This is a genomic window from Arthrobacter silviterrae (genome assembly GCF_011045165.1).
Lineage (GTDB): Bacteria > Actinomycetota > Actinomycetes > Actinomycetales > Micrococcaceae > Specibacter > Specibacter silviterrae.
On sequence record NZ_JAAKZI010000005.1, the window covers coordinates 1 to 24,220 of the forward strand.

Sequence of the window (24,220 nt, forward strand, 5' to 3'; positions counted from 1 at the left end):
GGGCAACATCCCCTCCCCACCCCTGCACCTCACCGTCTGGCGCGCCATCACCCGCAACTACGCCGACAACTGCAACCAAAACCCCACCGGCACCGGCTGCTAACCACGCACGCACCAACAACCGGGACAACCACGTCGTGATCTCCAACCTCAACGACCGGGCACGTGGTGATCTCCAACCTCAACGACCGGGACGTGGTGATCTCCAACCTCGACCGGGGCCACCCGCGGGCGGTGTTTAGCCCAGGCTCTTGACCAGCTCGCGGTAAAAGACCACGCCGGCTCCCAGCGAGGAGATCCGCACCTTCTCATTCACGGCGTGGAGGCTGGCGCGGTCGTCCACGTCCATCCAGAGCGGGGAAAAGCGGTAGACGGCCGGGCAGATGGCTGTGAAATTGCGCGCGTCCGTAGCGCCGGTCTGCACATACGGGGTGACCACCGCCTGCGGGTAGGCGGCGGCGACGCTGCGGGTGATGAGGGCAAACTGTTCATTGCCCGAAGCTGACACGGGCGACGGTTCATGGCCGCCGCGCACCCGCAGTTCAACGGAAGGGTCGTTGATGATCCGCCCAATCCGTTCCAAGGTCCCCTGCACGTTCTCCCCCACTGCGATGCGGATGTTGGCATTGGCCCGGGCCGTTGAGGCCAATACATTGGCCCCGCGGCTGCCTTCCAGCTCTGTGATGGTTACGGTGGTCCGAGTCATGGCGCGTGTCTCATCGCCCAACTTGTCAAAAAGCTTGGTCATCGGGGCCTTGAAGGCCCACATGTTGGACGTGACAAGGCGCAGCCCCAGACCGCTGTGGGCGCCGATGCGCCGGAGCATTTCCACGATGGGTTCCGGCATGGCCTGCGGGAACGGCTTTGTTTCCAGCGCCACGATGGCCCGGGCCAGACGCGCTGTGGCCCCCATTTTCGGCGGCGTGGACGCGTGCCCTCCGGCGCTGCGCGTCACCAGTTCCACGTCCAGGATGCCCTTTTCCGCAACCCCGACGACGGCGGCCGGCGGCTTCAGGCCCGGAAACGCGTCCTGGGCAACGGCGCCGCCCTCATCGAGGACCATCCACGGCGCCACCCCGCGGTCGTAGAGCAGTGCGGCAGCCGCAACGGCGCTGTCACCGGCCGTTTCTTCGTTGTTGCCGAACGACAGGTAAATGTCGTGTGACGGCGTGAAACCATCCTGCAGCAGGGACTCGACAGCTCCGAGAATGGCCACCAAGGCCCCCTTGTCATCCAGCGCACCGCGCCCCCACACATAGCCGCCATCCTGTACACCGGAAAATCCCGGATGAGTCCAGTTGTCGCGCTCGTCCACGGGAACCACGTCATAGTGGGCCATGAGCACCACCGGCCCGGCACCAGTTCCAGCATTGTTTCCCGTCCCCGGCCACGTGAAAAGCAGCGCGTGGCCGTTTACCAGCTCCCTTTCCAGGTGGGCATGGACCTGCGGATACAGGCGTTCCAGGGCATTGATGAGCCCGGTGAATTCATCCAGGTCAATTTCATCGCGGCTGCGCGAAAAGACAGTGCGGAAGCGGATCAATTCGCTCAACCGGTCCGCCGCCGGCTGGGCAAATTCGGCACCGATGGCCTCTTGTGACGGCCTTGGGCCCTCGGGTACCGCAGAGCTTCCCGCGCGGTGGGCACGAACGCCCATGACCGCAGCGGTTCCGGCAGCCCCGACTGCGAGCGCTGCAGCGACTGCACGGTTGAGGGTTCTTGAGCTTCCTGCTTCCATGCCCAAAGTCTAGGACACGGTTATGGGGGCGGGCCCGGCGGCTGGAGCCGGAAGACGGCGTGCTGGTCATCAGCACCAATCCGGGTGAGAAGCGACACAGCAAGCCGCCGCAGGAGGTAGGATGTCCTCATGACAGCAGCCCCGTACCGCCTTGCCCGTGTCCGCCCCAATGACGCCGTCCAGGGGCCGTTGCCCGAACAATTCTTTGTCCGCAACGACGCCCTGGACTTCGACAGTGCACAGGGCCGGCATTGGGTGCTCGTCAAAACACCCTTCCCTGCGTCTCCAGCCAACCAAAACAGCCCGGAGCGCGCAGGCTGGACCCTGGGCGGGGCTGTCACGGAGGAACAGTTCACTTTCCTGGCCCCGTGCGCCCCGGCCAATGTCTTTGGCATGGCACACAACACCGGAGCCCCGGGCCGCGCCCTGCCGCCGCAGGCATTCCACAAGGCCGCCAGCTCGGTGGTGGGACCCGGCGATGACATCGTGCTCAGCCCCGGCGTGGGGTACGTGGACCCGGAAGCCGAGCTGACCGTCGTCGTCGGCCGGGCGGCACGGAACCTGACGGTTGGCAATGCCCGCGAGGCCATACTGGGTTTTACCATCGGCAACGACGTGTCGGCCCGAGACGCCCAAAAGAGCGACGAACTGTGGATCAGCGCCAAGAGCCCCGACACCTTCACCCCGCTCGGTCCATGGATTGTGGTGGGCATGGAGGACCGTGGCGCGCCCATCAACATTGTGCACAACGGCACCGAGCTGCAGGGAGGCTCCACGGACGACCTCGGGTGGGGCGTGGAGGAGATCATGGTCTACCTGAGCGGATTCATGACTCTTCAGCCCGGTGACGTGATTCTTACCGGGTTCCCGGCCGAATGCCGCCGGATCAGGCCCGGTGATGAGGTGGCCTGCCGCATTGGCAGGATCGGCGAATTGCGCAACCCGGTCCGGGCCGGGCAGTAGCGGCCGGCCGGGCAGTAAAGCCCCAGCAAATTCACAGCCTGCCCCCACCCTTTGTTTTGGGTTGTCCCACCCTCGGGTGGCAGTATTGGTTACCTATGGCAACAGCGACTCCGGCCGAACCCGCGTCCCCGGTTCCCGACCCCGGCACAGACGGACTGGCACTGGCGGTCAAGCCGCCCGCGCTGCAGCGCCATGCAGTTTTGCTGAAGCAGCTGCGCGGATTTTGCGTGGTCGCCGTGATTTGCACCGCCACGTCCATGCTGATGTACGCGGGCCTGCGCCCCCTTGCCGGCACCCAGTGGGCCAACGCCATTTCGCTGATCCTGTGTTCCGTCCTGAACACCGACCTCAACCGCAGGATCAGCTTCGACGTCCATGAACGCCGCCTGTGGCTGGTGGACCAGCGCCGCGGACTGTGGATCATGCTGCTGGCGCTGGCCATGACCAGCGGAAGCCTGTGGGTGCTGGGGCTGGTGAACCCGCATGCGTCCATCAAACTGGAACTGGCGGTCATCGTGCTCGGCAATGTCGCCTCCGCGGTGGCCCGCTTCCTGCTGCTGCGGTATTGGATCTTCCGCCGCCTGCGCGCCGGCCACGCCAAGTATTAGCCCGGCAGCTGTTCCTGCGCAGCCCGCGGCTGCTGGGTGCCAAGGCGCTGGACACCCTCGACGGCGGCCGCCAGCTGGCCCGCCGCCGTCGCCAGATCTGCGGCCGAGACGTCCTGGCCAAAGCTGAACCGGAGCGCTGTTTGGGCCACCGTGCGTTCCACCCCCATGGCGGTCAGCACCTCGGAGGGCTCGTCCGAGCCCGCCGCGCAGGCCGAGCCGGACGAACAGAGAATGTCGCGGCGCTCCAGGTCGAGCAGCACTGACTCTCCGCTGGTCCCCGGCAGGCAGAAGGACGCGACGGACGGCAGCCGGCGGGTCCGGTGGCCCGTCAGGACGGCACCGGGCACCAGCTGGAGAACCTTGTCAATGAAGCCGTCGCGCACCGCGATAACGCGGTCCGCGGTTGCCGCACGGGAGGATTCAGAGAGCCCGAGCGCCGTGGCCAGGGCCACGGCGAAGGCCACGTTTTCCGTCCCGGACCGGAGGCCGCGTTCCTGGCCGCCGCCGTGCACCAGCGGCTCGCACGGCACTCCACCCCGCAGGTACAGCAGGCCAACACCCTTGGGCGCCCCCACTTTGTGCCCGGAAATGCTCAGGGCGTCCACACCCAGCTCTTCCACGTTGAGCCGCAGCCAGCCGGCCGCCTGGACAGCGTCCGTGTGGAACGGGACGCCCATGCCGCGCGCTGCGGCGGCCAGCACCGGGATGTCCTGGACCGTCCCGACCTCGTTGTTGGCATACATGACGGAGGCCACTGCCACGTCGGAACCCGGCACCCAAGCGGCGGCCGGCAGGTCATGGTGCGGGCCGCCGTCGTCCGTGTCCTCCAGGGCCGGCTGCAGCGGCGCGTCAGCACCGCCGGCCAGTGTCCTGGCAAACACTGACGGGTCCACCAAGGCGTCCGGGCCCACCGGCACCACGTCCACCGTGAAGCCGTGGACGCGGCGGAGATAGTCGGCTGACTCGGCAACGGCGGGATGTTCGATGGCACTGATGACCACGCGGTTGCGGCGGGGATCCTCGGCGCGGCGGGCCAGTGCGATGCCCTTAAGGGCCAGGTTGTCCGCCTCCGTGCCACCGGAGGTGAAGGTGAGCTCCGCGGCATGGCAGCCCAACACGGCCGCAGCATCTTCGCGGGCGTTTTCGATGGCCAACGCCGCCCTTTCGCCCAGCTCGTGGTGGCTGGACGGGTTGCCGAACTGGTTGGTCAGGTAGGGGAACATGGCCTCGATCACCTCGCGGCGGACCGGGGTGGTGGCGGCGGCGTCGAGGAAAATCACGGTCAGGCTTCGATGGCGATGTCCAGGCCCAGGTCCAGGGCGCGCACGCTGTGGGTCAGGGCTCCCACGGAAATGATGTCCACGCCTGTGCGCGCGATGCCGGCAATCGTGGAAAGGCTGACGTTGCCGCTGGCCTCCACCAACGCCCGTCCGTTGACCAGCGCCACACCTTCGACGAGCTGGTCGTTGCTGAAATTGTCCAGCATGATGGTGTCCACCCCGGCTGCGAGCACCGGCTCGATCTGCTCAATGCTGTCCACTTCCACTTCAAAGTGGACGGTGTGCGGCAGCTGGGCCCTGACGCCGGCGAGCGCCTGGGTCAGCCTGGCCGGGTCGCCGCCGGTGAGCACGGCGAGGTGGTTGTCCTTGGCCAGCACGGCGTCTGAAAGGGAGAATCGGTGGTTGTGCCCGCCGCCACAGCGCACTGCGTAGCGTTCCAGGGCGCGCAGTCCGGGAGTGGTCTTGCGGGTGTCCGTGACGCGCGCGTTGGTGCCCTCGATCAGCCTCGCATATTCGGCGGTCTGGGTGGCAATGGCGCTCATCCGCTGCGTGAGGTTCAGCGCAATCCTTTCAGCCGTCAGCACGCCGCGGGCCAGACCGCTGACCCGCATGATCCGCTCCCCCGCGGTGAAGGGCCGGCCGTCCGCGACCAGCTGTTCCACCTCGGCCGCCGGGTCCTGCATTTTCATGGCCGCGGTGAACACGTCGCCGCCGGAAAAGATGCCCGGTTCCCGCGCCACGAGCCACGCGGTGGCGTGCGCACCCGCAGGCAGGAGCGTGGCGGAGGTGATGTCGCCGTACGGTGCGTCCTCCACAAAGGCCGCCCGCAGGATGTTCTCCACAATTGCGCCCGGGAGCGTTGGCAGCGGGGCCTGCGCAGGGTGGACTGGATGGAGCGGGACGGGGCGGACATGGCCGACGGCGTTCATACTGTTTCGCTTTCAAGGACGGGAAGGCTGGTGGGCAAGTGGGCGGACCCTGCACTGGTGTCACGCACCCAGAGGTGCGGGCTCCGCCCGGTCCCCGGCGGTTCGGGGAAGTCACTGCGGAAGTGGCCGCCCACCGAGTTTTCGCGGGTCAGGGCCGCGTGCACCAAGAGCTCAGCCACTAATAGTAGGTTGTCCAGCTCAGCTTCAGCCTGTGTCGCGGGACGTGGGCCGCCGGCCTCCGCAAATTCTTTGGAGGCCGCCTCCGCCTGTCGACGCCATGAGGCCAACTGGGCTGCTGCCTCGCCTAGTCCGGCGGCGTTGCGAACCACTCCGGCCCGGGCCCCCATGAGGCGGCGCAGTGATTCGCGGTCGAACCCAAGCAGGGAATCGCCGGGCGCTGCGCTGGAAACGGCGGGAACGACGGCTCCATCATCCAGGGTGGCCGCTTCCGGCCACGGGGTGCGGGTTTTCGCCCCGGTCCCGGGCCACAATCCGAAGCTGCCCGCGGTGAATGACTCCACGGCGCGGCGGCCAAAGACAAGGCCTTCCAGCAGCGAGTTGGAGGCCAGCCGGTTGGCACCGTGGACGCCCGTGCAGGCCGCCTCACCTGCGGCATAGAGGCCCGGAAGCGAGGTTTGGCCGTGGAGGTTGCTCGCGATGCCGCCCATCCAGTAGTGCGCGGCCGGGGTGACGGGCAGATATTCGCGGGTCCAGTCGAAGCCCAGTTCACGGGTTCGGGCATCAATAGTGGGGAATCTCCGGGCCAGGTAGCCGGCGCCGTGTGACGCCTCCACGCCGGTGGCGTCCAGGAACACGGTGGCCCCGGGTTCGGCGTGGAGGCTGCGAAGGTGGGCGGCGATGCTGCGGGAGACCACGTCCCGTGGCGCGAGGTCGCCTTCCGGGTGATAGCGCGCCATGAACGCCGTGCCGTGGCTGTCGCGCAGCACGGCGCCGGCTCCCCGCACGGCCTCGGATATCAGGAAGTTGCCGCCGACTGCCAGGGCGGTGGGATGGAACTGGAAGTATTCCAGATCTGCCACTGCGGCGCCGGCCCGCCAGGCGGCAGCCAGGCCGTCGGCGGTTGCCACGGAAGGGTTGGTGGTGAAGTCAAACAGCTGCCCGGCTCCCCCGCTGGCCAGCAGCACGGCGCCGGCTTCCAGTGTCCAGGGCCGGCCATCGGGGGCGAGCAGGGCCACCCCCGTGACCTGGCCGGCGTCGAGCACCAGGTCCCGGACGAAAGTATTCTCCAGGATCGTCACCGTCCCGAGGGCGGCGGCATCGCGGACGGCCCGGATCAGCCCGTCGGCAATTGCTGCGCCTGTCGCATCCCCTCCGGCGTGCAGGATCCGCGCCGCCGAATGGGCGCCCTCCAGGCCAAGGGCGCGCCGGCCGGTGTCGGCGTCGCGGTCGAAGACGACGCCGAAGCGTTCCAGGGCGCCGATGTCAGCGCAGGCCTCCTCGCACAGGATGCGCACGGCGTCGGGGTTGCACTGGCCGGCGCCGGCCTTGAGGGTGTCGGCGATGTGGGCCTCGACGGTGTCCCCGGGGGCGGCGTCTTCCGGGCCCAGCACGGCGCAAATGCCGCCCTGGGCGAAATGGGTGTTGCTCTGTGCCAGCGCCCCCTTGGTCACCAGGGTGACCCGCAGGCCTGCCTCTGCCGCCAGCAGGGTGCTGAACAGCCCGGCGATGCCGCTGCCCACCACCGCCAGGTGCGAGTTGCGCGTGCTCATGCGCCCGGGGCCCCTGCGGCCGCCTGCCGCTCCGGGCGCTCCTTCGCTGACCGCGGCTTGGCTGCAAGCATCCGCTCGAGCGCCACGCGGGCGTGGACGGCGGTGGCCTCGGGGACCGTAATCTGGTTGAGCACCTCGCCGCGGACCAGTCCTTCCAGCACCCAGGCCAGGTAGCCGGGGTGAATCCGGTACATGGTTGAGCAGGGGCAAATCACCGGGTCCAAACAGAAGATGGTGTGCTGGGGGTACTGCGCGGCCAGCCGGTTGACCATGTTGATCTCGGTGCCGATGGCAAAGGTGGTGCCATCGGGGGCGGCCGCGACGGCCTTGAGGATGTAGTCGGTGGACCCTGACTCGTCCGCGGCGTCCACCACTTCCATGGGGCATTCCGGGTGGACGATGACGCGCACGCCCGGGAAGTCGGCGCGGGCCTGGTCGATCTGGGCCGTGGTGAACCGCTTGTGCACGGAACAGAAGCCCTGCCACAGGACCACCTTGGCGTTCCGCATGACGTCCTCGCTGTTGCCGCCCAGAGGCTGGCGCGGATTCCACAGCGGCATTTCCTCCAGGGGGATGCCCATGGCCTTAGCGGTGTTGCGACCCAGGTGCTGGTCGGGAAAGAACAGTACCCGCTGGCCACGCTCATAGGCCCATTCCAGCACCGTGGCCGCGTTGGAGGAGGTGCAGACAATGCCACCGCGTTCCCCACAGAAGGCCTTAAGCGCGGCGGAGGAGTTCATGTAGGTGACGGGGATGACGGGGACACGGCCGTCGGCGTCGGGCTCCGTTCCGTAAAAGGCCTCGAGCTCGGCCCAGCACGCCTCCACGGAGGGCACGTCGGCCATGTCGGCCATGGAGCAGCCGGCAGCCAGGTTGGGCAGGATCACGGACTGGTGGGCTCCGGAGAGCATGTCTGCCGTTTCAGCCATGAAGTGGACACCGCAAAACACAATGGCCTCCGCCTCGCTGCGGGCCTTGGCGGCGTTAGCCAGTTGGAAGGAGTCACCCAGGAAATCGGCAAACCGCACCACCTCATCCCGCTGGTAAAAGTGGCCCATGACCACCACGCGATCGCCAAGTTCCGCCTTGGCGGCGAGGATGCGGGACGTGAGTTCCTCGTCGGACGCGTCCTTGTACTCCTGCGGCAGCTGGCCCTGCCGGGGGGTGGCGGCAGGGGCCGCGTCCTCGTTGGAGGCGCCGGGGCCGTAGCCGGGCGTGCCGGCAAGGGCCTCGGCCAGGTCAAATTCCCACGGTCCCTTGGCCAGGTCGTCGTCGCAGCTTTCCTGGGCGCGGCCGGGCTTGCCGATGAGGTGCGTGCCCTGTTGTTCGGCCTGTTCCCGGGTGATGAGCTGGATGGTGTTGTTCACGGAAGGCATGGTGTGCTCCAAGGGGTGGGACTGAAAAGTTGAAGAAAAGTGAGGGAGGGTTTGAGCTAATCGCCCATAATCTGAGGGAGGGTCAGCAAGGATGGCCCATAAGCTGAGGGAGGGTCTATGGCACGGGGGAATCCTCTGCCATGGTCCCGGTGTAGCGGTAGAGGCGGGGCGGGCGGTGCTTGCCGCCCTGCAGGTATTCCTCGGTCGCCTCGATGTGGGGAGTCTGCTTGAGCTGGCGCCGGAAGTTGGCAGGATCCACCGTGCGGTCCAGCACTGCCTCATAAACCTCCCGAACCTGGGCCAGCGTGAATTTCTCGCCCAGCAGGTGGTACGCAATGGAACCGTAGGCCATCTTGTTCCGCAGCCTCCACAATGCGTAGTCAACGATGTGGTTGTGGTCGAAGGCGAGCGTTTCCAGGCCGTCCGCCCGGAACCACTTCACGTTTTCCGACTCCTGCGCCATCTCCGCCTCCGTGGGCTGGACCATGGCCCAATACACAATTGAGACCACCCGCTGGCTCGGCGAGCGGTGCAGGCCGCCAAAGGCGTATAGCTGTTCCAGGTAGCTGGGAGCCAGCCCCGTGGTGTCGCGCAGGTTGCGCGCCGCCGCATCCAGGAGCGAATCCGCCTGGGTCAGCGGCCCTCCCGGCAGCGCCCACATGCCCCTGAACGGCTCACGGATGCGGCGCACCAGTGGCAGCCAGAGGGTGGGCCGGCCGCTGGCTGCGCTGGGACGCAGGGCGAAAATGACGGTGGAGATGGCGAGTGCAGGGGGCTGCGCCAGGCGTTCGCTGACATTGGCCGCACTGGCAAATGGCTGCCGTTCCATGCACTTTCACCCCGCTTCCCGAGTTAAAGTCAATTTGACTACAACTAATTCTACGACTCCCCGTCCCCCGTTACAAATCTTTTACGCGAAAATCCCCCGGAAGCCGTCCCGCCGCCGTGTCACACATTCCAGCCCACGCACCAAGAGCCCCCAACCCCGGAGCCCGCCTACTTCTGGGTATGGATCGCCATGGGGGATAATTTGGCGGGGGAACTCACGCTTTGTCCCTGCCAACATGTCCACCAAAGCCCGCACCCCCAGAAGGCCACCTCCTCCATGAGCACCCAGCAGTCCGCTGCCACCACCACGCCCGACGCAGCCGGGCTGGGCCATTCCCTCAAGCAGCGCCAGCTGACCATGATGGGGCTCGGCAGCGCCATCGGAGCCGGACTGTTCCTCGGCTCAGGCAAGGGCATCGAGGCTGCCGGACCGGCCGTCCTCATCTCCTACCTGGCTGCCGGCACGCTGATCATCCTCGTCATGTGGGCCCTCGGCGAGATGGCCGCCGCCAACCCCAATTCCGGGGCCTTTTCCGTGTATGCGCAAAAGGCGCTTGGCCCCGTGGCCGGGTCCACTGTCGGCTGGCTGTGGTGGCTGCAGCTGGTGGTGGTCATCGCGGCGGAGGCACTGGGTGCCGCCGGGCTGCTGGTCACCATTTGGCCCGTGCTGCCGGTGTGGGCACTGACGTTGATCTTCATGGTCGCGTTCACAGCCGTCAACCTGACCACCGTCAAGAACTACGGCGAATTTGAGTTTTGGTTCGCCCTGCTGAAGGTGGCAGCGATCGTGCTGTTCCTGGCCTTCGGTGCCGCCCTCCTGCTGGGCTGGATACCGGGCGCCGCATCCCCCGGGTTGGCCAACTTCACCGGCAACGGCGGCTTTGCCCCGAACGGCATGGGCGGCATTGCCACGGCACTCTTCGTGGTGGTCTTTGCCTTTGGCGGAACGGAAATTGTGGCCGTGGCCGCCGCCGAGACCGACAACCCGGAACGGAGCGTGGCCATCGCCATCCGCACAGTGGTGTGGCGAATCCTGGTGTTTTACATTGGCTCCATCTTCGTCATTGCCGCCGTGCTGCCGTGGAATTCCCCCGCCCTCGACTCCCCGTTCGCCGGCGTGCTCAATTCCGCCGGCATCAGCTGGGCCGGGACCGCCATCACCCTCGTCGCAGTGGCCGCCCTTCTCTCTGCACTCAATGCAAACCTGTACGGCGCCTCCCGCATGATCTACTCGCTGGCCGGCCGGGGCGAGGCACCACGGATCTTTTCCCGAACCAGCGGCTCCCGCGTGCCGGTTGCCGCCGTCGGCGTTTCCGTGCTCTTTGGTTTTGCCACGGTGGTCCTTGAGGTCCTCTTTCCCGGCCGGATCCTGGACATGCTGTTGAACCTGGTGGGCTCCACCTGCCTCGTGGTGTGGGGCACCACCCTCGTTTCACAGCTGGTCCTGCGCCGGCGGGCGGACCGGGAGGGAACTCCCCTGCCCCTGCGCATGAAGGGCTTCCCCGTGCTGAGCTGCGTGGGCCTGGTGCTGCTTGCCGCCATTTTCGCGGTGGGCTTCACAGGTGCGCAAAGCCGGGACCAGCTGTTCGGGACGTTCGCGCTGGTGGCGGGCATCGCGGCAGTCTGCGCCCTGTCCCGGCGGCGCCAGCGCAGCCCCGCCCGGGACTGACCTCCCGGAATTGCTTCTTCCGCAAAAGGTGACTAGCGTCTCATGCGGACGGTGTGCCCAACGACGCGCATGCCGTTCCCCATTGGGGCCCGGCTTTCGCTAGTGTTGACGTACGACGGCGGCACGCGCCACCGCGGGAAAGGTCCGGTTATGACTCCGCTTGGCAGGCACAGCGCACCCCAGCCCACGCACTCGATTGAGGGCGAAACGCCCGGACTCAGTGTAGCCGTGTTCGACCCCGATTCCCCGGCAGCCCTGCCTCCCGTCTTCCTCATCCACGGCTTTGGCTCCTCCGTGGAACTCAACTGGGTCAAGACGGGCTGGGTCGCGGCGTTGACGCGGGCCGGCCGGCGCGTGCTCTCTGTCGACCTGCCCGGCCATGGCAGGAGCTCCTCCCCCTACGACCTGGATTCGTATACGCCGGGCAAAATCCGCGCAGACCTGCTGCAGATCATCATCGACCAGGGCGTGCGGCCGCTGGCCGCCGGCGATCCCACCTCCGGCGTGGACCTGATCGGCTACTCGCTGGGGTCGCGCCTGGCCTGGGAGTTTGGCGCCACGCAGCCGGAGCTGGTCCGGCGGATGGTGCTGGGCGGGCCCAATCCCCGCGACCCGCTGGCGGACTTTGACCTGGCCGCCGCGCAGGACTTCCTCAATGACGGCACGCCCATCGCCGACGCGTCCACGGCCTGGCTCCTGAACATGGCGCAGGTGGTCCCCTCCAATGACATATTTGCGCTGCTGGCCCTGATCCAGGCCGTCAAGCTGGAACCGTTCGACCCCACCGACGCCGTGCCCAAGATGCCCATTCTGCTGGTGGCCGGCGACCAGGACGAGCGCGCCAAGTCCATGACGCTGCTGGCGGAGCTCAGCGGCCGCGCACAAAGCCATGTGCTCCCCGGCCGAACGCATGAAAGCGCCGTGACCAGCCGCGAGTTCAAGGAAGCGGCCATCGCCTTCCTGGCGTAGGGGCAAGGCATGGTCCGCTCCAGCGAATTCAGCGCCGAACCACTCCCATGGCTGCCGTTTCTGGACAGGCACGACGCCGGCACCCGGCTCGGGTGGGCCCTTTCAGCCCCAGCCCGGCCGGGACAAGACGCGCCGGGCGCTGCCGCCCCTGGCGGCGGCGGGCGGCTCAGCGCCGGCCGTGGGGATGCCGTGGTGCTGGGGCTGGCCAGGGGCGGCGTGCCCGTTGCCGCCGCGGTGGCACGGGAATTGGGACTTCCCCTGGGCCTGCTGGTGGTGCGGAAGCTGGGCGTGCCCGGTTCGCCCGAAGTGGCCTTTGGGGCCCTGGCCACGTACGCAGGGTCCACGGCCGCCGTCCATCTTGAACGCACGGTGCGCGCACTCCGGCGCCACGGTTACGACAGTGGCGCGCTGGAGCAGGTGGAGCGCGATGAGCGCGCCGAACTGGTGCGGCGCCAGGGGCTGTATGCCGGTGGGGCCCAGCCGCCGGTGGCCGGCAGCACGGTGCTGTTGTGCGACGACGGCCTGGCCACGGGGGCCACCCTGCGCGCCGCCGTCGCCGCCATGCGGGGCGCGGGGGCTGCCACCGTGGTGGCATGCGTGCCGGCCGGTCCGGCACATGCGTGCCTCGAGCTGGCAGCCGTTGCCGACCGCGTGGTGTGCCTGCAGCCGTGGACAACTTTCCACGCCGTCAGCGAGGCCTACCTGAATTTTCACCAGGTCGGTGACGGGGAAGTCCTGGCCCTGCTCGGCGGCGCAGGGCCACCCGACTCAGCAGCCGGAGGGCCCGGGCCGCTACCATGGCAGTAAACCAACGGGCGGCCTGAAGCGGGCCGGCGCCACGATCGAGTTGGGAACGATGCCAGAAATGTACGTCAAGATTTGCGGCCTGCGGACGGCGGAAACCGTTGCGGCAGCCGTGGCCGCCGGGGCCAGTGCCGTGGGTTTTGTCTTCGCCCCGGGCAGCTCGCGGACAGTGGACGTGGAGCTCGCGGCCACGCTGGTGGCCGGAGTTCCGGACGGCGTGGAGACCGTGGGCGTATTCCGGAACCAGCCCCTCGACGAGGTCCTGGGCACCGCCCGGCGGGCAGGCCTGACCACGGTCCAGCTGCACGGCAGAGAGCCCCTGTCGGACATGGTGCGCCTTCGCGGGGAAGGCTTCCATGCCCTGCGGGCCTTTTCAGCCGCGGACTATGCCGCCCTGGACGCTGGCGAGAAACGTGCCTGGGAGCCGGAACGGATCCTGCTCGACGCCGTCGAACCAGGCGCGGGCGTGGCCTTCGACGCCGCAACCCTGCAAGGCGGGACACCGCCGGGCTTCTGGCTCCTGGCCGGCGGCCTCAATCCGGGCAACGTGGCCAGGCTGGCCGCCGCCCTGCACCCAAGCGGAGTGGACGTTTCCAGCGGCGTGGAATCCAGCCGCGGCGTCAAGGATGCCGGGCTCATCCGCGACTTCATCGCGGCAGCCCGGCTGGCGGCCTAGGCCCGGGCCCGCCGCAGCACCACCGCGGTCACGATGCCCAGGAGCAGGAGGGCCCCGGCGGAGGCCGCGGGGACTATGAACGCCACCTGGTAGCCGGCGGACTGGGCAAGGGAGCCGGCAATCGAGGAACCCAACGCCGTTCCGGCGACGATGCCGCTGGCCAGCGCCGTCATGACCGTGCCCATCCATTGCGGCGGGGCAATGACGCTGCCCACGCTGAAAATCGTGACCATGGTGGGACCCACAGGCACGCCGACCACCAGCAGCACCACGATCATGGCACCCAGGTTCCCGGGGAGGAAGAACGCGGCCGAGGCTGCCGCCATGAGAGCCGCTGTCAGCACCCAGCGCCAGGCGTGGGTGAAAGATGCCGGCCAGTAGGCCACGGAGAGTGCGGCGATTGCGGAACTGGCACCCATGGCGGCGTACATGAGGCCCGCCTGGTCCACCGAGCCATGGACACCCGTGAACGCCGTCAGCGCCGTCTGGGATGACCCAAAGAACGTTCCCATGCACAGCATGCCCGCGACGGGGACGGCCACCTTGAACCAGTTGACCGACTCCTCCGGGACATAGCCGGCATTGCCGGAGGAGGCCGCCCTGCGGGTTCCCACAGCGGCCTGCGTGGGGTGGATGGCAAACAGCGTAACCAGCACCAGCGTCATTCCGGCCGCAAGCACCAGGGGAAGCCACGGCGCCACCAGCGATGCCAGCAACCCAACCAGCGCCGGCCCCAGGACGAAGGTGACCTCGTCTGCCGTGCCTTCCAGGGACAGGGCCGTGTCGACCACGGCGCCGCGCTGTTCCCTGGGCAGCTTCCGGCTCAGGGCCATCCAGCGCACGCGTGACAGCGGGCCCACCTGCGGCGACGTGAGACCTGCCAGGAAGGTGGTGCCGAGGACGGCCCAGGTGGCGGCGGGGGTGAACTGCTCCGTGGCGTACACCAGCACCACGGCAGCCCCCACGATCAGCGCATTGGCCACGGCTGCGACGATCAGCACCGGCTTTTGGCCCAGCCGGTCGGCCAGGTAGCCGAGCAGGGGGGAGCCTATCGCGGCCCCGACACCCACTGAACCGGCAGCAAAGCCGCCGATGGCGTACGAGGTGCTGACGGCTGTCACCAGGGTGAGGACCCCAATGGTCAGCATCGCGAGCGGGACGCGGGCGAAGAGCCCCAAGGGGATGTACGAATTGCCGGCCAGGCGGGGCAGCATGCCGTAGCGGCCCACTTGTTTGGCGGGTGCGGCGCCGGCCCCGGGCGCGTTCGCGGTGTCCGTCGAGGTGGAATTGCGGGTGGTCATTATTTATCCGGTCAACAAAGTGGTGTGCACCGTCCCTGCCACCCGGTGCACCCAACCCAAATACGACTCCCAGTCTACCGGGAAGGCCAACGTTGCGCCTGCCGGAAGCCCCTCACCGCTCCCCCAGGGCCAGCGTTGAGCCGTTGCGGCCCTTGGTGACCTGCAGGTGGACGGGAATGCGCGTCTTCATCTCCGCGACATGGCTGACCAGCCCCACCACCCGGCCGCCGTCGCGCAATCCCTCGAGCGCATCCATGACCTGGTCCAGGGACTCTTCATCAAGGCTGCCGAAGCCCTCGTCCACGAACAGCGTTTCGATGTCCAGGCCGCCTGATTCCTGCTGCACCACGTCCGCCAGCCCCAAGGCCAGCGACAATGAGGCCATGAAGGATTCCCCGCCGGACAGTGTGGAGGTGTCCCGGCTCTGCTGGGTCCATTCATCCACCACTTCAAGCCCAAGGCCCGATTTCCGGTTTCCGCCGGCCTTGGCGTCCGTGTGGCTGAGCGTATACCGCCCACCGCTCATGGTGGCCAGGCGCAGCGATGCAGCGGCAGCCACCTGCTCCAGGCGCGCCGCGAGAACGTAGCTGGTGAGGGTCATTTTCAGCCGGTTGTCCCCTCCGCCCCGGACAGCCTCGGCCAGGCCCGCCACCAGCACCGCCCTGTCCCGCAGCGGTGTCACGAGTTCCTCGCGGGCCTCGAATTCAAGCGCGGCTCCGGCCACCTTCTCCGCCGCCTGCCGTGCCAGGCCCAGCCGCAGGGCAGCGTCACGGGCGGCAGTGCCCCGGCTCTGGGCCTCCTGCCGGAGGCCTTCCAGGTCCCCTGCCGAGGGGGCGGCGAAACCCTGGGATGCCTCCAACCCTGCCAGCGCCACCTCCTCGCGTTCCAGCTGGGCGCCGTTCAGCGTGCAGTCGCGGTCAAAGGCGGCCAGCCGCTCCCGCCGCACCGTCACCTCCGAGTCTTCCAGCAGCGCCTCGCGTACCTCCTTGGCATCGGCAAAAGTGCTTTCCGAGATCGCCTCGGCCAGGGCGGAGGCTGCCTCCGCGGCAGCCCCGGCCGCCGATTCCTCGCGGCGCAGCGCCTCCAACAGGCCCGTCGTGGCCTGCTGGGCGGCCTCGATGGCCTGTCGCCGCTCCTCCAGTGATCTGTGACCCGCCCGGGCCTCGGCCAAGCCGTCCTCGAGCCGCGCGGCTTCGTGGGCCAGCGCAGCATTCCCCGCCGCCAGCGAGGCAAGCTGCTGTGTGCCTTCCAGCAACGCCGCCTGCGCCCGGGCCACGGCAGCCTCCAGTGAGTCTGTCTCCGCCGAGAGTGCAGCCAGCCGTGCCGCTGCCGCGATAGCGGCTTCCAGCGACTCCCCTGCCTGCACGACGGCGGCTGCCGCCTGCCCTGCCTCGCCGTCGCCACCGCGCCCGGCCAGGACGGCCAGTGCCTGCCGGCCAAGGGACAGCTCGGAATGCGACTGGGCCGCAAGCTTGTCCGCCGTGTCGCTGGCAGCCTTGGCAGCCTTCTCCACCCGGGCGGCGTCGGTGCCGGAGCCGGCCAGTTCCGACGGGGCCGGGTGGACCGTGCTGCCGCACACTTGGCACGGTTCCCCGTCCACCAAAAGGGCGGCGAGCTCGCCCGCTGCCAGGGAGTGGCGGCGTTCCACTGCGTCCAGCCACGCCTGCTTCGCGGCGACGGCAGCCTCGCGCCGCTCGAGGTCGGTGGCGGCGAGCAGTTCCACCCCGGCTGACTGTTCGGCATGCCGGGCAATGCCGGCCACCAGCTGTTCGGCGGCCCGGTGGCGTTCCGCGGCCTGTTCCACGGGCACGGCAGTTCCGCGAAGTTCGGAAAACTCGGCCTTGAGCTCCACCAGCCTGGCCTTGCCAACGGATTCGGCGCGGCCGCGTTCCGCAAGCTGCGCCGTCACGGCCTCCAGGGCTTTTTCACCAGTGGCAAGTTCAGCCGCGGCATGGGCCAGCCGCTGTTCCCCCGGCATGGCGGCCGTGACCGCGGCCAGTTGCCCGGCCAGGGTTTTTTCCACGCTTGCCAGCTGTGGCAAGCCCGGGCTTGTGCCGCCGCCGTCCACGGCCGGGGCAGCCGGCGCCAAACCGGACGCCAGGGTGTTGGACGCAAAAGTGGTGCGGGCCAGCCCGGTTGCTGCCTGTGCTGCCTTGAGGGTTCGTGCAGTGCCTGCCCCGGCAGCCACCACCGCTGCAAGCACCTGCGCCTCTTGGTGGCGCTGCAGCGAGCGGCGCCACCGGCCGGCGTCGCCCGTGAGCTCAGCCAGGCGCTGCTGTTCGGCCAGCGCCGCGTCCCGCAGCACGTGCCGGTCCCGGCGTCGCTGGGCCTCGGCGAGAACTTCGGCTGCCTCGCGGGCGGCCTGGTCGGCAGCGGCGTCAGCGGCGGAGGCGTCCACGACGGCCTGGCCCAACGCCGCTGCCAGCCAGGCAAAAAGCTCCGAGCCTGAAGATTCGGCTCCGACTGCCCCGGCTTCCGCCCCGTTCGGCGGAGCCGAATCTTCGAGCGGAGTCGTATTCTCGATCGCAGCCGAATCCTCGAGCACGGCCGACGCCTGGCTGCGGGCCAGCCGTTCCAGCCCGGCCAGCTCCGCCACGCCTGCGGCCACCTGGTTGGCGGCCTCCTTGGCTTCAGCGTTGAGGCGTGATTCCAGGTCTTGGTAAATTGCGGTGCCAAACAGCTTCTCCAGCAGTTCCTCCCGGTCCTTGGCGCTGGCGCGCAGGAACGCGGCAAATTCGCCCTGGGCAAGGAGGATGACCTTGGTGAACTGGTCCATGTTCATGCCCAGCAGCCGTTGGATCTCGCTGGCGGCCTCGTCGTTGCGCTGGGACAGCGGCACCCAGCTGCCGTCAATCCTTTCCCGCAACTGAGTGCTTGCCTGCTCCCGGGTGGTGCCCCCGCCGCGTTTGGCCGGCCGCATCCATTCCGGGCTGCGGCGCACCTCCAGCCGGCGGCCCCCGGCGCTGAATTCACACACCACTTCCGGACCCACCCCGTCGGTGGCGTGGTGGCTGCGCAGGCTCTTGATGGAGTCGTTGCGCGCCCCCGGGATCCTGCCGTACAGGGCGTACGCCACGGCGTCCAGCACGCTGGTCTTGCCCGCCCCCGTGGGCCCGTTGAGCAGAAAGAGGCCCTGCGCCCCCAAGGTGTCGAAGTCAACGATTTCATGCCCGGCGAAGGGGCCGAACGCCTGCATTTCCAAACGGTGGATCCTCACAGGGCCGCCTCCTGCGCATGGACGGCGGCCAGCGCCTGGCGCAGCACGTCCTGTTCGCCACGGTCCGCCGGCCGGTGCCGCACGTGGTCCAGGAAGCCGCAGCACAGGTCAAGTTCGTCCACGGCGGCGGAGACCCTCTGGCTATACGAACGTGACGCTGCGTCACGGGCATTTTCCGGCTCAAACAGGAGCACCAGCGTGTTGGGGAAACGCGTGCGCAGCCGCTCCATGGCGTTCGCCGGGCGGTCGTCGTCCGTCAGGGTCACCTGGCAGTAGTGCGACTCCGCCTGCTGCCATTGCGGGTCCTCCAGCAGCTGCGCCAGCTCGCCGCGCAGCACCGACAGGGGGCGCTCCACCGGCCAGTCGATGCGGCTGGCTTCCTTGAGGCCGTCCTGCGTGATTTCCACCAGCCAGGCACCCTTGGTGTGGGCGGCTTCGGAAAAGGAGTACGGGAGCGGCGAGCCGGAGTACCTGACGGATTCGCTGAGCATCTGCCGGCCGTGCAGGTGCCCCAATGCCGTGTACGCGAACCCGTCAAAGAGGTCCAGGGGCACCGCGCCCACCCCGCCAACGGCGAGATCGCGTTCACTGGCGGAGGTGACGCCCCCGCTGGCGAAGGTGTGCGCCAGCACGACGGCGGCCGTCCCGTCCGCGCGACCGGCCAGGTCCGCGCGGATCAGCTCCACGGCGGCCTCGGTGACGGCGAAATGGGAGGCGGGTTCGGCTGAGAGTTCCTCCGCGACAAGCCGCGGCTCCAGGTAGGGGATGCCGTAAACGGCCAGCTGGGCGCCGCCGGGCGTGGCCGGGTCAAGGGGAAACAGCACGGGGGTGGCGAGGTCCGCCACCCGGGTGCGCAGGTGCACGCCTGCGCGTTCCATGATGCGTCCGCCGAAGCCCAGCCTGGTGGCCGAATCGTGGTTGCCGCTGGTGATGACAATGGGCACCCCGGCGGCGTTGAGGCGGGCCAGGATGTCGTCAAAGAGGTTCACCACATCCACATTGGGCAGCGCACGGTCATAGACGTCCCCTGCCAGCAGCACCACGTCCACTCCTTCGGCCTCGACGGTGGCCAGCAGTTGGTCGGCAAAGCGCCGCTGGGCCGCCAGTGTCCCCACTCCGTGGAACGACCTGCCCAAATGCCAATCCGAGGTATGCAACAGCTTCATGGTTCAAAGCTATCGGAGACGCCCGACATTTTTCGCCGCTGCCGCCCGGCCTGTGGATTACGGGGCGCAGGCAGGCAGCGATTCGGTGGGCGCGAGGAACTTGACGGAATTGATGAAGGCATCCCAGGCCGGCAGTTCGGGCTCCAACGCCACGATGGCCACGGCATAGTAATGCGTTCCGGCCACGGCGGAGACATATCGGCCCTTCATGGTTCTTGACCCGACGGTCATGGTGAAGTCGGATTGGATGCCGGGGTGGCCGTCCACGTCGCGGCCCGTGGTCGAGAGCACCTTGGAAGTCCCGTTCAGGGACTTGGCTCCGGCGTCAATGCCCGTGCTGGTGGCTTCCTCCAGGGCGGATTGGACCTGGGCGTCGGCAAGCTGGCAGTTCAGCGGCACCGACGTGACTGTGTAATTTTGGATGCCGTCGCCACCGGCAAAGGCCTCCGTTCCCGGGACCAGCCCGGGCGAAGCAGCCACCGGCATCTTCTTTGCAGCGGTGGGGAACTGGGCGCTGAAGCCGGCCGAGGCCGAGCTGAAGCGCGGCACGCCGGCCGGGGGCGCTGCGGGAGTGGCGTACGGCTCCGCTGCCCCTGCCGACGACGGCGTCGCGCCGCCTGCCGACTCCGGGCCCGGCTCCGGGGCCGACGGTGTCGGGCCGGCGTCGGCCGCGACTGGCCGGGCGGCCTCGACTGGCCGGGCGGCTGCGGGAAACAAGACCTTGTCCAACAGGGCCGGCAGCACCAGCAGGGAACCTGCCAGGGCCAGGCCCACGGCCACCGTCATGGCCAGGACGGGAATCAGCCAGCGCGGCCTTCCCCTGCGTGGCGGAGGCGGAATGGACGGCGGAGGATACGAAGGTGGTGCGGGCAGGCTTTGATCGCTCATGTGTCCCCCTCGGTCATTGACGCTCATTCGCCACCCGTCAGGTGGAGTGAGTTGACTCTAAACCCCGGGGACCGGGCAGGGGAAGACCGGCGCCCCCTGTGGAGGTGCAGGCCGGGCGCTAGTTCTTGGGCGAGTCGAAGAAGTCCTGTGCGTCGCTCTTCCCGGACGAAGTGGCAACCGCGGGTTCAGCCGCGGCTTGTGGCGCGTCATTGGCCGGCGACGCAGGAACGGGAGCCGGAAGGGCTTCCCCGGCAGCCGCGCCCACCCCTTCGTCACCTTCCTCGGAAGAAGCATCGGCGCTGTCCCCTCCCAGGGAGGCGGCGGCGTCGTCCGCGGGAAGCGGTGCTACAGGCTGGAAGGTGCGGTAGATGGCGGCGGCCAGGGCGGCACCGAACAGCGGCGCCAGCCAGAACAGCCACAGCTGGCCGATGGCCCAGGAATCGGAGAGGAAGACCACGGAGGTGGCGCGGGCGGGGTTCAGCGAACCATTGGACATGGGAAGCATGATGGTCATGGCCACGCCAAAGGACAGGCCGATGGCCAGCGGCGCCATGGAGGTGTTGTTGCGCGCGGACGTGGCGCCAAGGACCACGGCGGCGAGGATGGCCATGGCCGCGATTTCCACAATCAGCACCCCGATCATGGGCACCTGGGACGGCGAATGCGAGTCGTAGCCATTGGCCAGGGTGGCGAAAATCTTGGAAACACCGCTGGTGGCGCTGCTGGGCATCACCTTGACCAGGCCATAGAGCACCACGGCCGACAGCAGTGCGCCCACAGTCTGGGCCACAACGTAGAACAGGGCCGGCAACCACTTGATGCGCCCGGCCACTGCCAGGGCCACGGTGAACGCTGGGTTGAAGTAGCCGCGGGAGACATGGCCAAAGGCCGTAAGCGCGCCCACCATGGCCAGCCCGTAGGAAAACGCCACGGCCGAAGCGGAGGAGCTGAACAACGCCGTCGCCAGGCCTGCGAACACAATGAAGAAACTCCCCAGTGCCTCAATCGCGATGCGGGTGCTGAGCGGGTAGGGCTGTGTCGGAGCCGTGCCGGATGTCGTCATGGTGAAGAGAGTCCTTCGCTAGTTTGTTGGTGGCCACAAGGCTGGGCAAGGTGCCGCCGCCTGCCTGCCCAGGGAGGCGGCGCCAGCGGCTGCAACAGCCAGAGCCACTATAGCGGCCGATGCTGTACGAATTGTAAGTGCCGGGGATGCAGGGCCTGGCTCCCGACAGGGCGCCGGACCGGTAAATTGGTGCCATGACGATCCCTGCGGACACCACCAATGCTCCCCCCGCCGACTTTGCTTCCCGGGTCCAGGGAACGCTCATGGGCGGGGCGTTGGGGGATTCCCTCGGCTACCTCGTGGAATTCGACACCCTGGCTGCCATCCATGCCACTTACGGCCCCGCCGGGCTGCTGGACCTGTCACAGGCGCGCGGGCCCGTCCACTTTTCCGATGACACCCAAATGAGTCTCTACACCCTGGACGGACTGCTCGAGGTCCTGGAGTGGGCCAATGATGGCGTGGGCGCCGACATCAACGCGTGCCAGTGGCTGGCCTACCTGCGCTGGCTCAAGACCCAGGGCATTGCGGCAGCCGGCGCCCCCCAGCCGCCGCCGCGCTGGATTGATGCCCAAAGCGTCCTTCACCACCAGCGCCACCCGGGCAACGCGTGCGTCTCCGGGCTGGCGACCGGGGAAATGGGCACCATTTTCCGCCCCGTCAACCCCAATTCCAAGGGCTGCGGAACCGTGATGCGCTCAGCCCCGTACGGCCTGCTGCCCAACATTCCCGCCGAAACCGTCTACAAGATGAGTTCCGACGCGGCGTCTCTGACCCACGGCCACCCAGCCGCGCGGCAGTCCTCGGGCGCCTTCAGCTGGCTGATCCATTGCCTGGCAGTGCAGGGGCTGGACCTTCGGGCGGCCGCCGAATCCACCCGTGCACGGGCTGCCGCCGAACCTTCCGCCGACCCTGCTCTGCTGGCCCGCCTGGAGGCGGCCATGGAGCTTTCCACGCCAACCGCCATGTCCAAGGACGACGGCGTTCCCCTCCACGGCGCGTCCCTCACCGCCGCGCTGGGCCAGGGTTGGGTGGCCGAGGAGGCGCTCGCCGTCGCGCTTTACGCCGTGCTGGCCACTGCCGCTGCGGCGTCTCCGGTGGAGCACTACCTGGCCGCCGTTCGCCTTGCCGTCAACCACGACGGCGACAGCGACTCCACGGGTGCCATCGCCGGCAACATCCTGGGCGCCCTTTACGGGGAAGCTGCGCTTCCCCCGGCCTGGTTGGCCCTGTGCGAGGCCCCGCAGCTGATCCGCCACCTGGGGGCTGAATTCGTCAAGCTGACGACAGGTGCTTGACCCCGCCGCCCGGCAGTTGCGGCGCTAGCCCTTTCGGGGCGAGAAGGCGGCGCATTCCTCGCACACGCTGGCGGGAATGATGCCCCGGCGCTGCAGCACACCGAAAATGAGGCAGCCAAGGCACAGCCCAATAAAGGACTCAAGGGACGCGGCAACAATAAGCAGCACAATCAAGGTCCAGCCGGCCAGGGGCAGCCCGGAAAGCAGCAGGGCAAAGGCTGCAAGGGAAAGGACAGCGCCAATCCCCTGGGCAAAGCGCTTTGGCGGCCCGGGCACCAGCTTCGCTGGGCCCAGCCGGGGAGCCAGAACCTTGACCGACAGGATCGCGGCAGGGGAAATACGGGGTCCAAAGGCCAGCCGCAGCACAAACCCCACGGCAATCAAGCCCACCAGCCAGGCCTGGCCGCTCACCACTGCAATCAGGGAGAGAACCACCACAATGCCGGCCGTAAACCGTGCGGCGTACTCATTGACCGGGTTGGGGAAGGCGAAGAACCTCCGCAGGGCGCCGGGGCCCGGCGCCTGAATGAATTCGGTGGCGGCGGGGATGCGGTCGGTTAGCTGGCTCATGCCCCCAGAGTAGGACCGGCGGCGGCCCGAACTAAAGGATTGTTGCGCAGCGTGACGAAATCACGCCGCAGAAAGTGATGCCGCGTCGAGGAAAATACAGCAGAAAATGATGCCGCGTCGGGGAGGGTCAGCCAATCATTTGCATGAATTCACCCTCGGAGAGGACCTCGATGCCCTGCCCGCGGCGCTGCAGTTCCAACACCCGCTGTGCCTTGGACGTCAGCCGGCCGTGGCGGAGGTCGCTGGCGGCGAACCCGCTGCCCACCACCAGCACTGTGGTTTTTCGGGTCACGCTGCTGGCACATTGCGCCCCGTACTGTGCCGCCCGCAGCTTTGCCTCCGGCCGGGCCAGCGAGATGTCCCCCGTGAACACCAGTGTCTGCCCGTACAGCGGATGCGTTGGGTCAGCAGAGGCGTTGGGGAGGGGGTTGGGCCCCTCCGTCGACCAGCTGGAGCGGCCGCCACGCGGGGTGCCGGCGGCGCCTTCCGGGGCCTCCCCCATCTTCCCCAGCGCCGACCTGGTGGCCTTCGACATTTCGTCAAGCCCCGGTACGTAGGCGTCAATGTGCGGCATGGCCAGCTTCATCGACCGGAAAACGCCACGGAGCGAATCGGAACCTTGCCTGCGCGCAATGTCCACCATGATCCCGGCGCAGGCGCGGGCATCCTCGGTGGCGTCGTGGTGGTTGAGCAGCGGCACTCCCGCAGCCTCCGCAACAAACGGCAGCGAATAGGACGGCAGGGAATAGTTCTTTCGCGAAAGCACCACGGTGCAGGCGTAGTCAAAGGCCGGCGAAGGCATCCCGGACACTTCGGAGGCGGAGCGGATCACGCCAATGTCGAAGGCTGCATTGTGCGCCACCAGCGGGTCATCGCCAATGAAGGCATGAATTTCGGGGAAGACGTCCTTGAAGCGCGGGGCCGTGAGAACGTCGTCGGGGGTGATGCCGTGGATGGTGATGTTGCGCGAGTCAAAGTGGTCGTGGCCTTCCGGCGGGCGCATGAGCCAGTAGCCCTCATTCACCACCACTCCGTCACGGACTTTCGTCAGGCCCACCGAACAGGGCGATCCCCGAAATCCGTTGGCGGTTTCAAAATCAATTGCAGTAAAGTCCACAGGCACGCTTCAAGGCTACCGCCCGCCGCG

At 68.1% G+C, this 24,220-nt stretch carries 20 protein-coding genes; 7 read left to right on the forward strand and 13 right to left on the reverse strand.

Annotated elements, in window-relative coordinates; all coding sequences use genetic code 11:
- Nucleotides 1-238: 238 nt before the first annotated feature.
- On the reverse strand, nucleotides 239-1,738 hold the full coding sequence (locus tag G6N77_RS04320) for a M20/M25/M40 family metallo-hydrolase (protein ID WP_240901681.1): 1,500 nt from the start codon (nucleotides 1,736-1,738) through the stop codon (nucleotides 239-241).
- Nucleotides 1,739-1,867: 129 nt separating this feature from the next.
- Here G6N77_RS04320 and G6N77_RS04325 point away from each other — a divergent pair, with 129 nt between their 5' ends.
- Together G6N77_RS04325 and G6N77_RS04330 are read left to right on the forward strand one after the other, a co-directional pair.
- Nucleotides 1,868-2,701 carry a fumarylacetoacetate hydrolase family protein gene (locus G6N77_RS04325; RefSeq protein WP_165180795.1) on the forward strand — a complete coding sequence of 278 codons (834 nt, stop codon included), beginning with the start codon at nucleotides 1,868-1,870 and terminating at the stop codon, nucleotides 2,699-2,701.
- A gap of 95 nt (nucleotides 2,702-2,796) precedes the next feature.
- Entirely contained in the window at nucleotides 2,797-3,309 is a 513-nt protein-coding gene (locus G6N77_RS04330) for a GtrA family protein (protein ID WP_165180796.1), read from the forward strand.
- Here the strand turns inward: G6N77_RS04330 and G6N77_RS04335 are convergent.
- From G6N77_RS04335 to G6N77_RS04355, 5 genes are all read right to left on the reverse strand, one after another.
- Nucleotides 3,306-4,589, reverse strand: a complete 1,284-nt coding sequence (locus G6N77_RS04335; protein ID WP_165180797.1) for a cysteine desulfurase family protein — start codon at nucleotides 4,587-4,589, stop codon at nucleotides 3,306-3,308. The two genes, G6N77_RS04330 and G6N77_RS04335, sit on opposite strands and share 4 nt — an antisense overlap.
- A 2-nt stretch (nucleotides 4,590-4,591) precedes the next feature.
- On the reverse strand, nucleotides 4,592-5,518 hold the full coding sequence (gene nadC, locus G6N77_RS04340; RefSeq protein ID WP_165180798.1) for a carboxylating nicotinate-nucleotide diphosphorylase: 927 nt from the start codon (nucleotides 5,516-5,518) through the stop codon (nucleotides 4,592-4,594).
- Nucleotides 5,515-7,248: an L-aspartate oxidase gene (gene nadB / locus G6N77_RS04345; protein ID WP_165180799.1), complete on the reverse strand. Its 1,734-nt coding sequence runs from the start codon at nucleotides 7,246-7,248 to the stop codon at nucleotides 5,515-5,517. Before nadB ends, nadC begins: the two co-directional genes overlap by 4 nt.
- Nucleotides 7,245-8,624, reverse strand: a complete 1,380-nt coding sequence (nadA, locus tag G6N77_RS04350) for a quinolinate synthase NadA (protein ID WP_165180800.1) — start codon at nucleotides 8,622-8,624, stop codon at nucleotides 7,245-7,247. Before nadA ends, nadB begins: the two co-directional genes overlap by 4 nt.
- Before the next feature lie 115 nt (nucleotides 8,625-8,739).
- A complete protein-coding gene (locus G6N77_RS04355; RefSeq protein WP_165180801.1) occupies nucleotides 8,740-9,453 on the reverse strand; it encodes an NUDIX hydrolase in 714 nt (237 codons plus the stop codon).
- A 276-nt stretch (nucleotides 9,454-9,729) separates the two neighbouring features.
- On the opposite strand from G6N77_RS04355, the gene G6N77_RS04360 reads away from it, so the two are divergent.
- The 4 genes from G6N77_RS04360 to G6N77_RS04375 all read left to right on the forward strand — a co-directional run bounded on the left by G6N77_RS04360 (nucleotide 9,730) and on the right by G6N77_RS04375 (nucleotide 13,570).
- Nucleotides 9,730-11,121 carry an amino acid permease gene (locus G6N77_RS04360; protein WP_165180802.1) on the forward strand — a complete coding sequence of 464 codons (1,392 nt, stop codon included), beginning with the start codon at nucleotides 9,730-9,732 and terminating at the stop codon, nucleotides 11,119-11,121.
- A 150-nt stretch (nucleotides 11,122-11,271) separates the two neighbouring features.
- Nucleotides 11,272-12,090: an alpha/beta fold hydrolase gene (locus G6N77_RS04365; protein ID WP_165180803.1), complete on the forward strand. Its 819-nt coding sequence runs from the start codon at nucleotides 11,272-11,274 to the stop codon at nucleotides 12,088-12,090.
- A 9-nt stretch (nucleotides 12,091-12,099) separates the two neighbouring features.
- Nucleotides 12,100-12,897: a phosphoribosyltransferase gene (locus G6N77_RS04370; RefSeq protein WP_165180804.1), complete on the forward strand. Its 798-nt coding sequence runs from the start codon at nucleotides 12,100-12,102 to the stop codon at nucleotides 12,895-12,897.
- 58 nt (nucleotides 12,898-12,955) lie between these two features.
- Nucleotides 12,956-13,570, forward strand: a complete 615-nt coding sequence (locus G6N77_RS04375) for a phosphoribosylanthranilate isomerase (protein WP_165180805.1) — start codon at nucleotides 12,956-12,958, stop codon at nucleotides 13,568-13,570.
- Here G6N77_RS04375 and G6N77_RS04380 read toward each other — a convergent pair.
- From G6N77_RS04380 to G6N77_RS04400, 5 genes are all read right to left on the reverse strand, one after another.
- Complete coding sequence (locus G6N77_RS04380) at nucleotides 13,567-14,871, reverse strand: MFS transporter (protein ID WP_165180806.1); 1,305 nt, start codon at nucleotides 14,869-14,871, stop codon at nucleotides 13,567-13,569. The two genes, G6N77_RS04375 and G6N77_RS04380, sit on opposite strands and share 4 nt — an antisense overlap.
- Nucleotides 14,872-14,983: 112 nt before the next feature.
- Nucleotides 14,984-18,088 carry an AAA family ATPase gene (locus tag G6N77_RS04385; RefSeq protein WP_165180807.1) on the reverse strand — a complete coding sequence of 1,035 codons (3,105 nt, stop codon included), beginning with the start codon at nucleotides 18,086-18,088 and terminating at the stop codon, nucleotides 14,984-14,986.
- Nucleotides 18,085-19,254, reverse strand: a complete 1,170-nt coding sequence (locus G6N77_RS04390; RefSeq protein WP_165180808.1) for an exonuclease SbcCD subunit D — start codon at nucleotides 19,252-19,254, stop codon at nucleotides 18,085-18,087. The genes G6N77_RS04385 and G6N77_RS04390 overlap by 4 nt, the downstream gene beginning before the upstream one ends.
- 57 nt (nucleotides 19,255-19,311) lie before the next feature.
- Nucleotides 19,312-20,142, reverse strand: a complete 831-nt coding sequence (locus tag G6N77_RS04395; protein ID WP_165180809.1) for a hypothetical protein — start codon at nucleotides 20,140-20,142, stop codon at nucleotides 19,312-19,314.
- 118 nt (nucleotides 20,143-20,260) lie between these two features.
- Entirely contained in the window at nucleotides 20,261-21,205 is a 945-nt protein-coding gene (locus tag G6N77_RS04400) for an aquaporin (protein ID WP_165180810.1), read from the reverse strand.
- A 200-nt stretch (nucleotides 21,206-21,405) separates the two neighbouring features.
- Here G6N77_RS04400 and G6N77_RS04405 point away from each other — a divergent pair, with 200 nt between their 5' ends.
- The gene (locus G6N77_RS04405; RefSeq protein ID WP_370875256.1) at nucleotides 21,406-22,503 is read left to right on the forward strand and encodes an ADP-ribosylglycohydrolase family protein; all 1,098 of its coding nucleotides are present in this window, start codon (nucleotides 21,406-21,408) and stop codon (nucleotides 22,501-22,503) included.
- Between the two features lie 24 nt (nucleotides 22,504-22,527).
- Here the strand turns inward: G6N77_RS04405 and G6N77_RS04410 are convergent, their stop codons facing one another.
- The gene (locus tag G6N77_RS04410) at nucleotides 22,528-23,073 is read right to left on the reverse strand and encodes a DUF4395 domain-containing protein (RefSeq protein WP_165180812.1); all 546 of its coding nucleotides are present in this window, start codon (nucleotides 23,071-23,073) and stop codon (nucleotides 22,528-22,530) included.
- Nucleotides 23,074-23,200: 127 nt separating this feature from the next.
- Nucleotides 23,201-24,196, reverse strand: a complete 996-nt coding sequence (locus tag G6N77_RS04415; protein ID WP_165180813.1) for a 3'-5' exonuclease — start codon at nucleotides 24,194-24,196, stop codon at nucleotides 23,201-23,203.
- Between the last annotated feature and the right edge of the window lie 24 nt (nucleotides 24,197-24,220).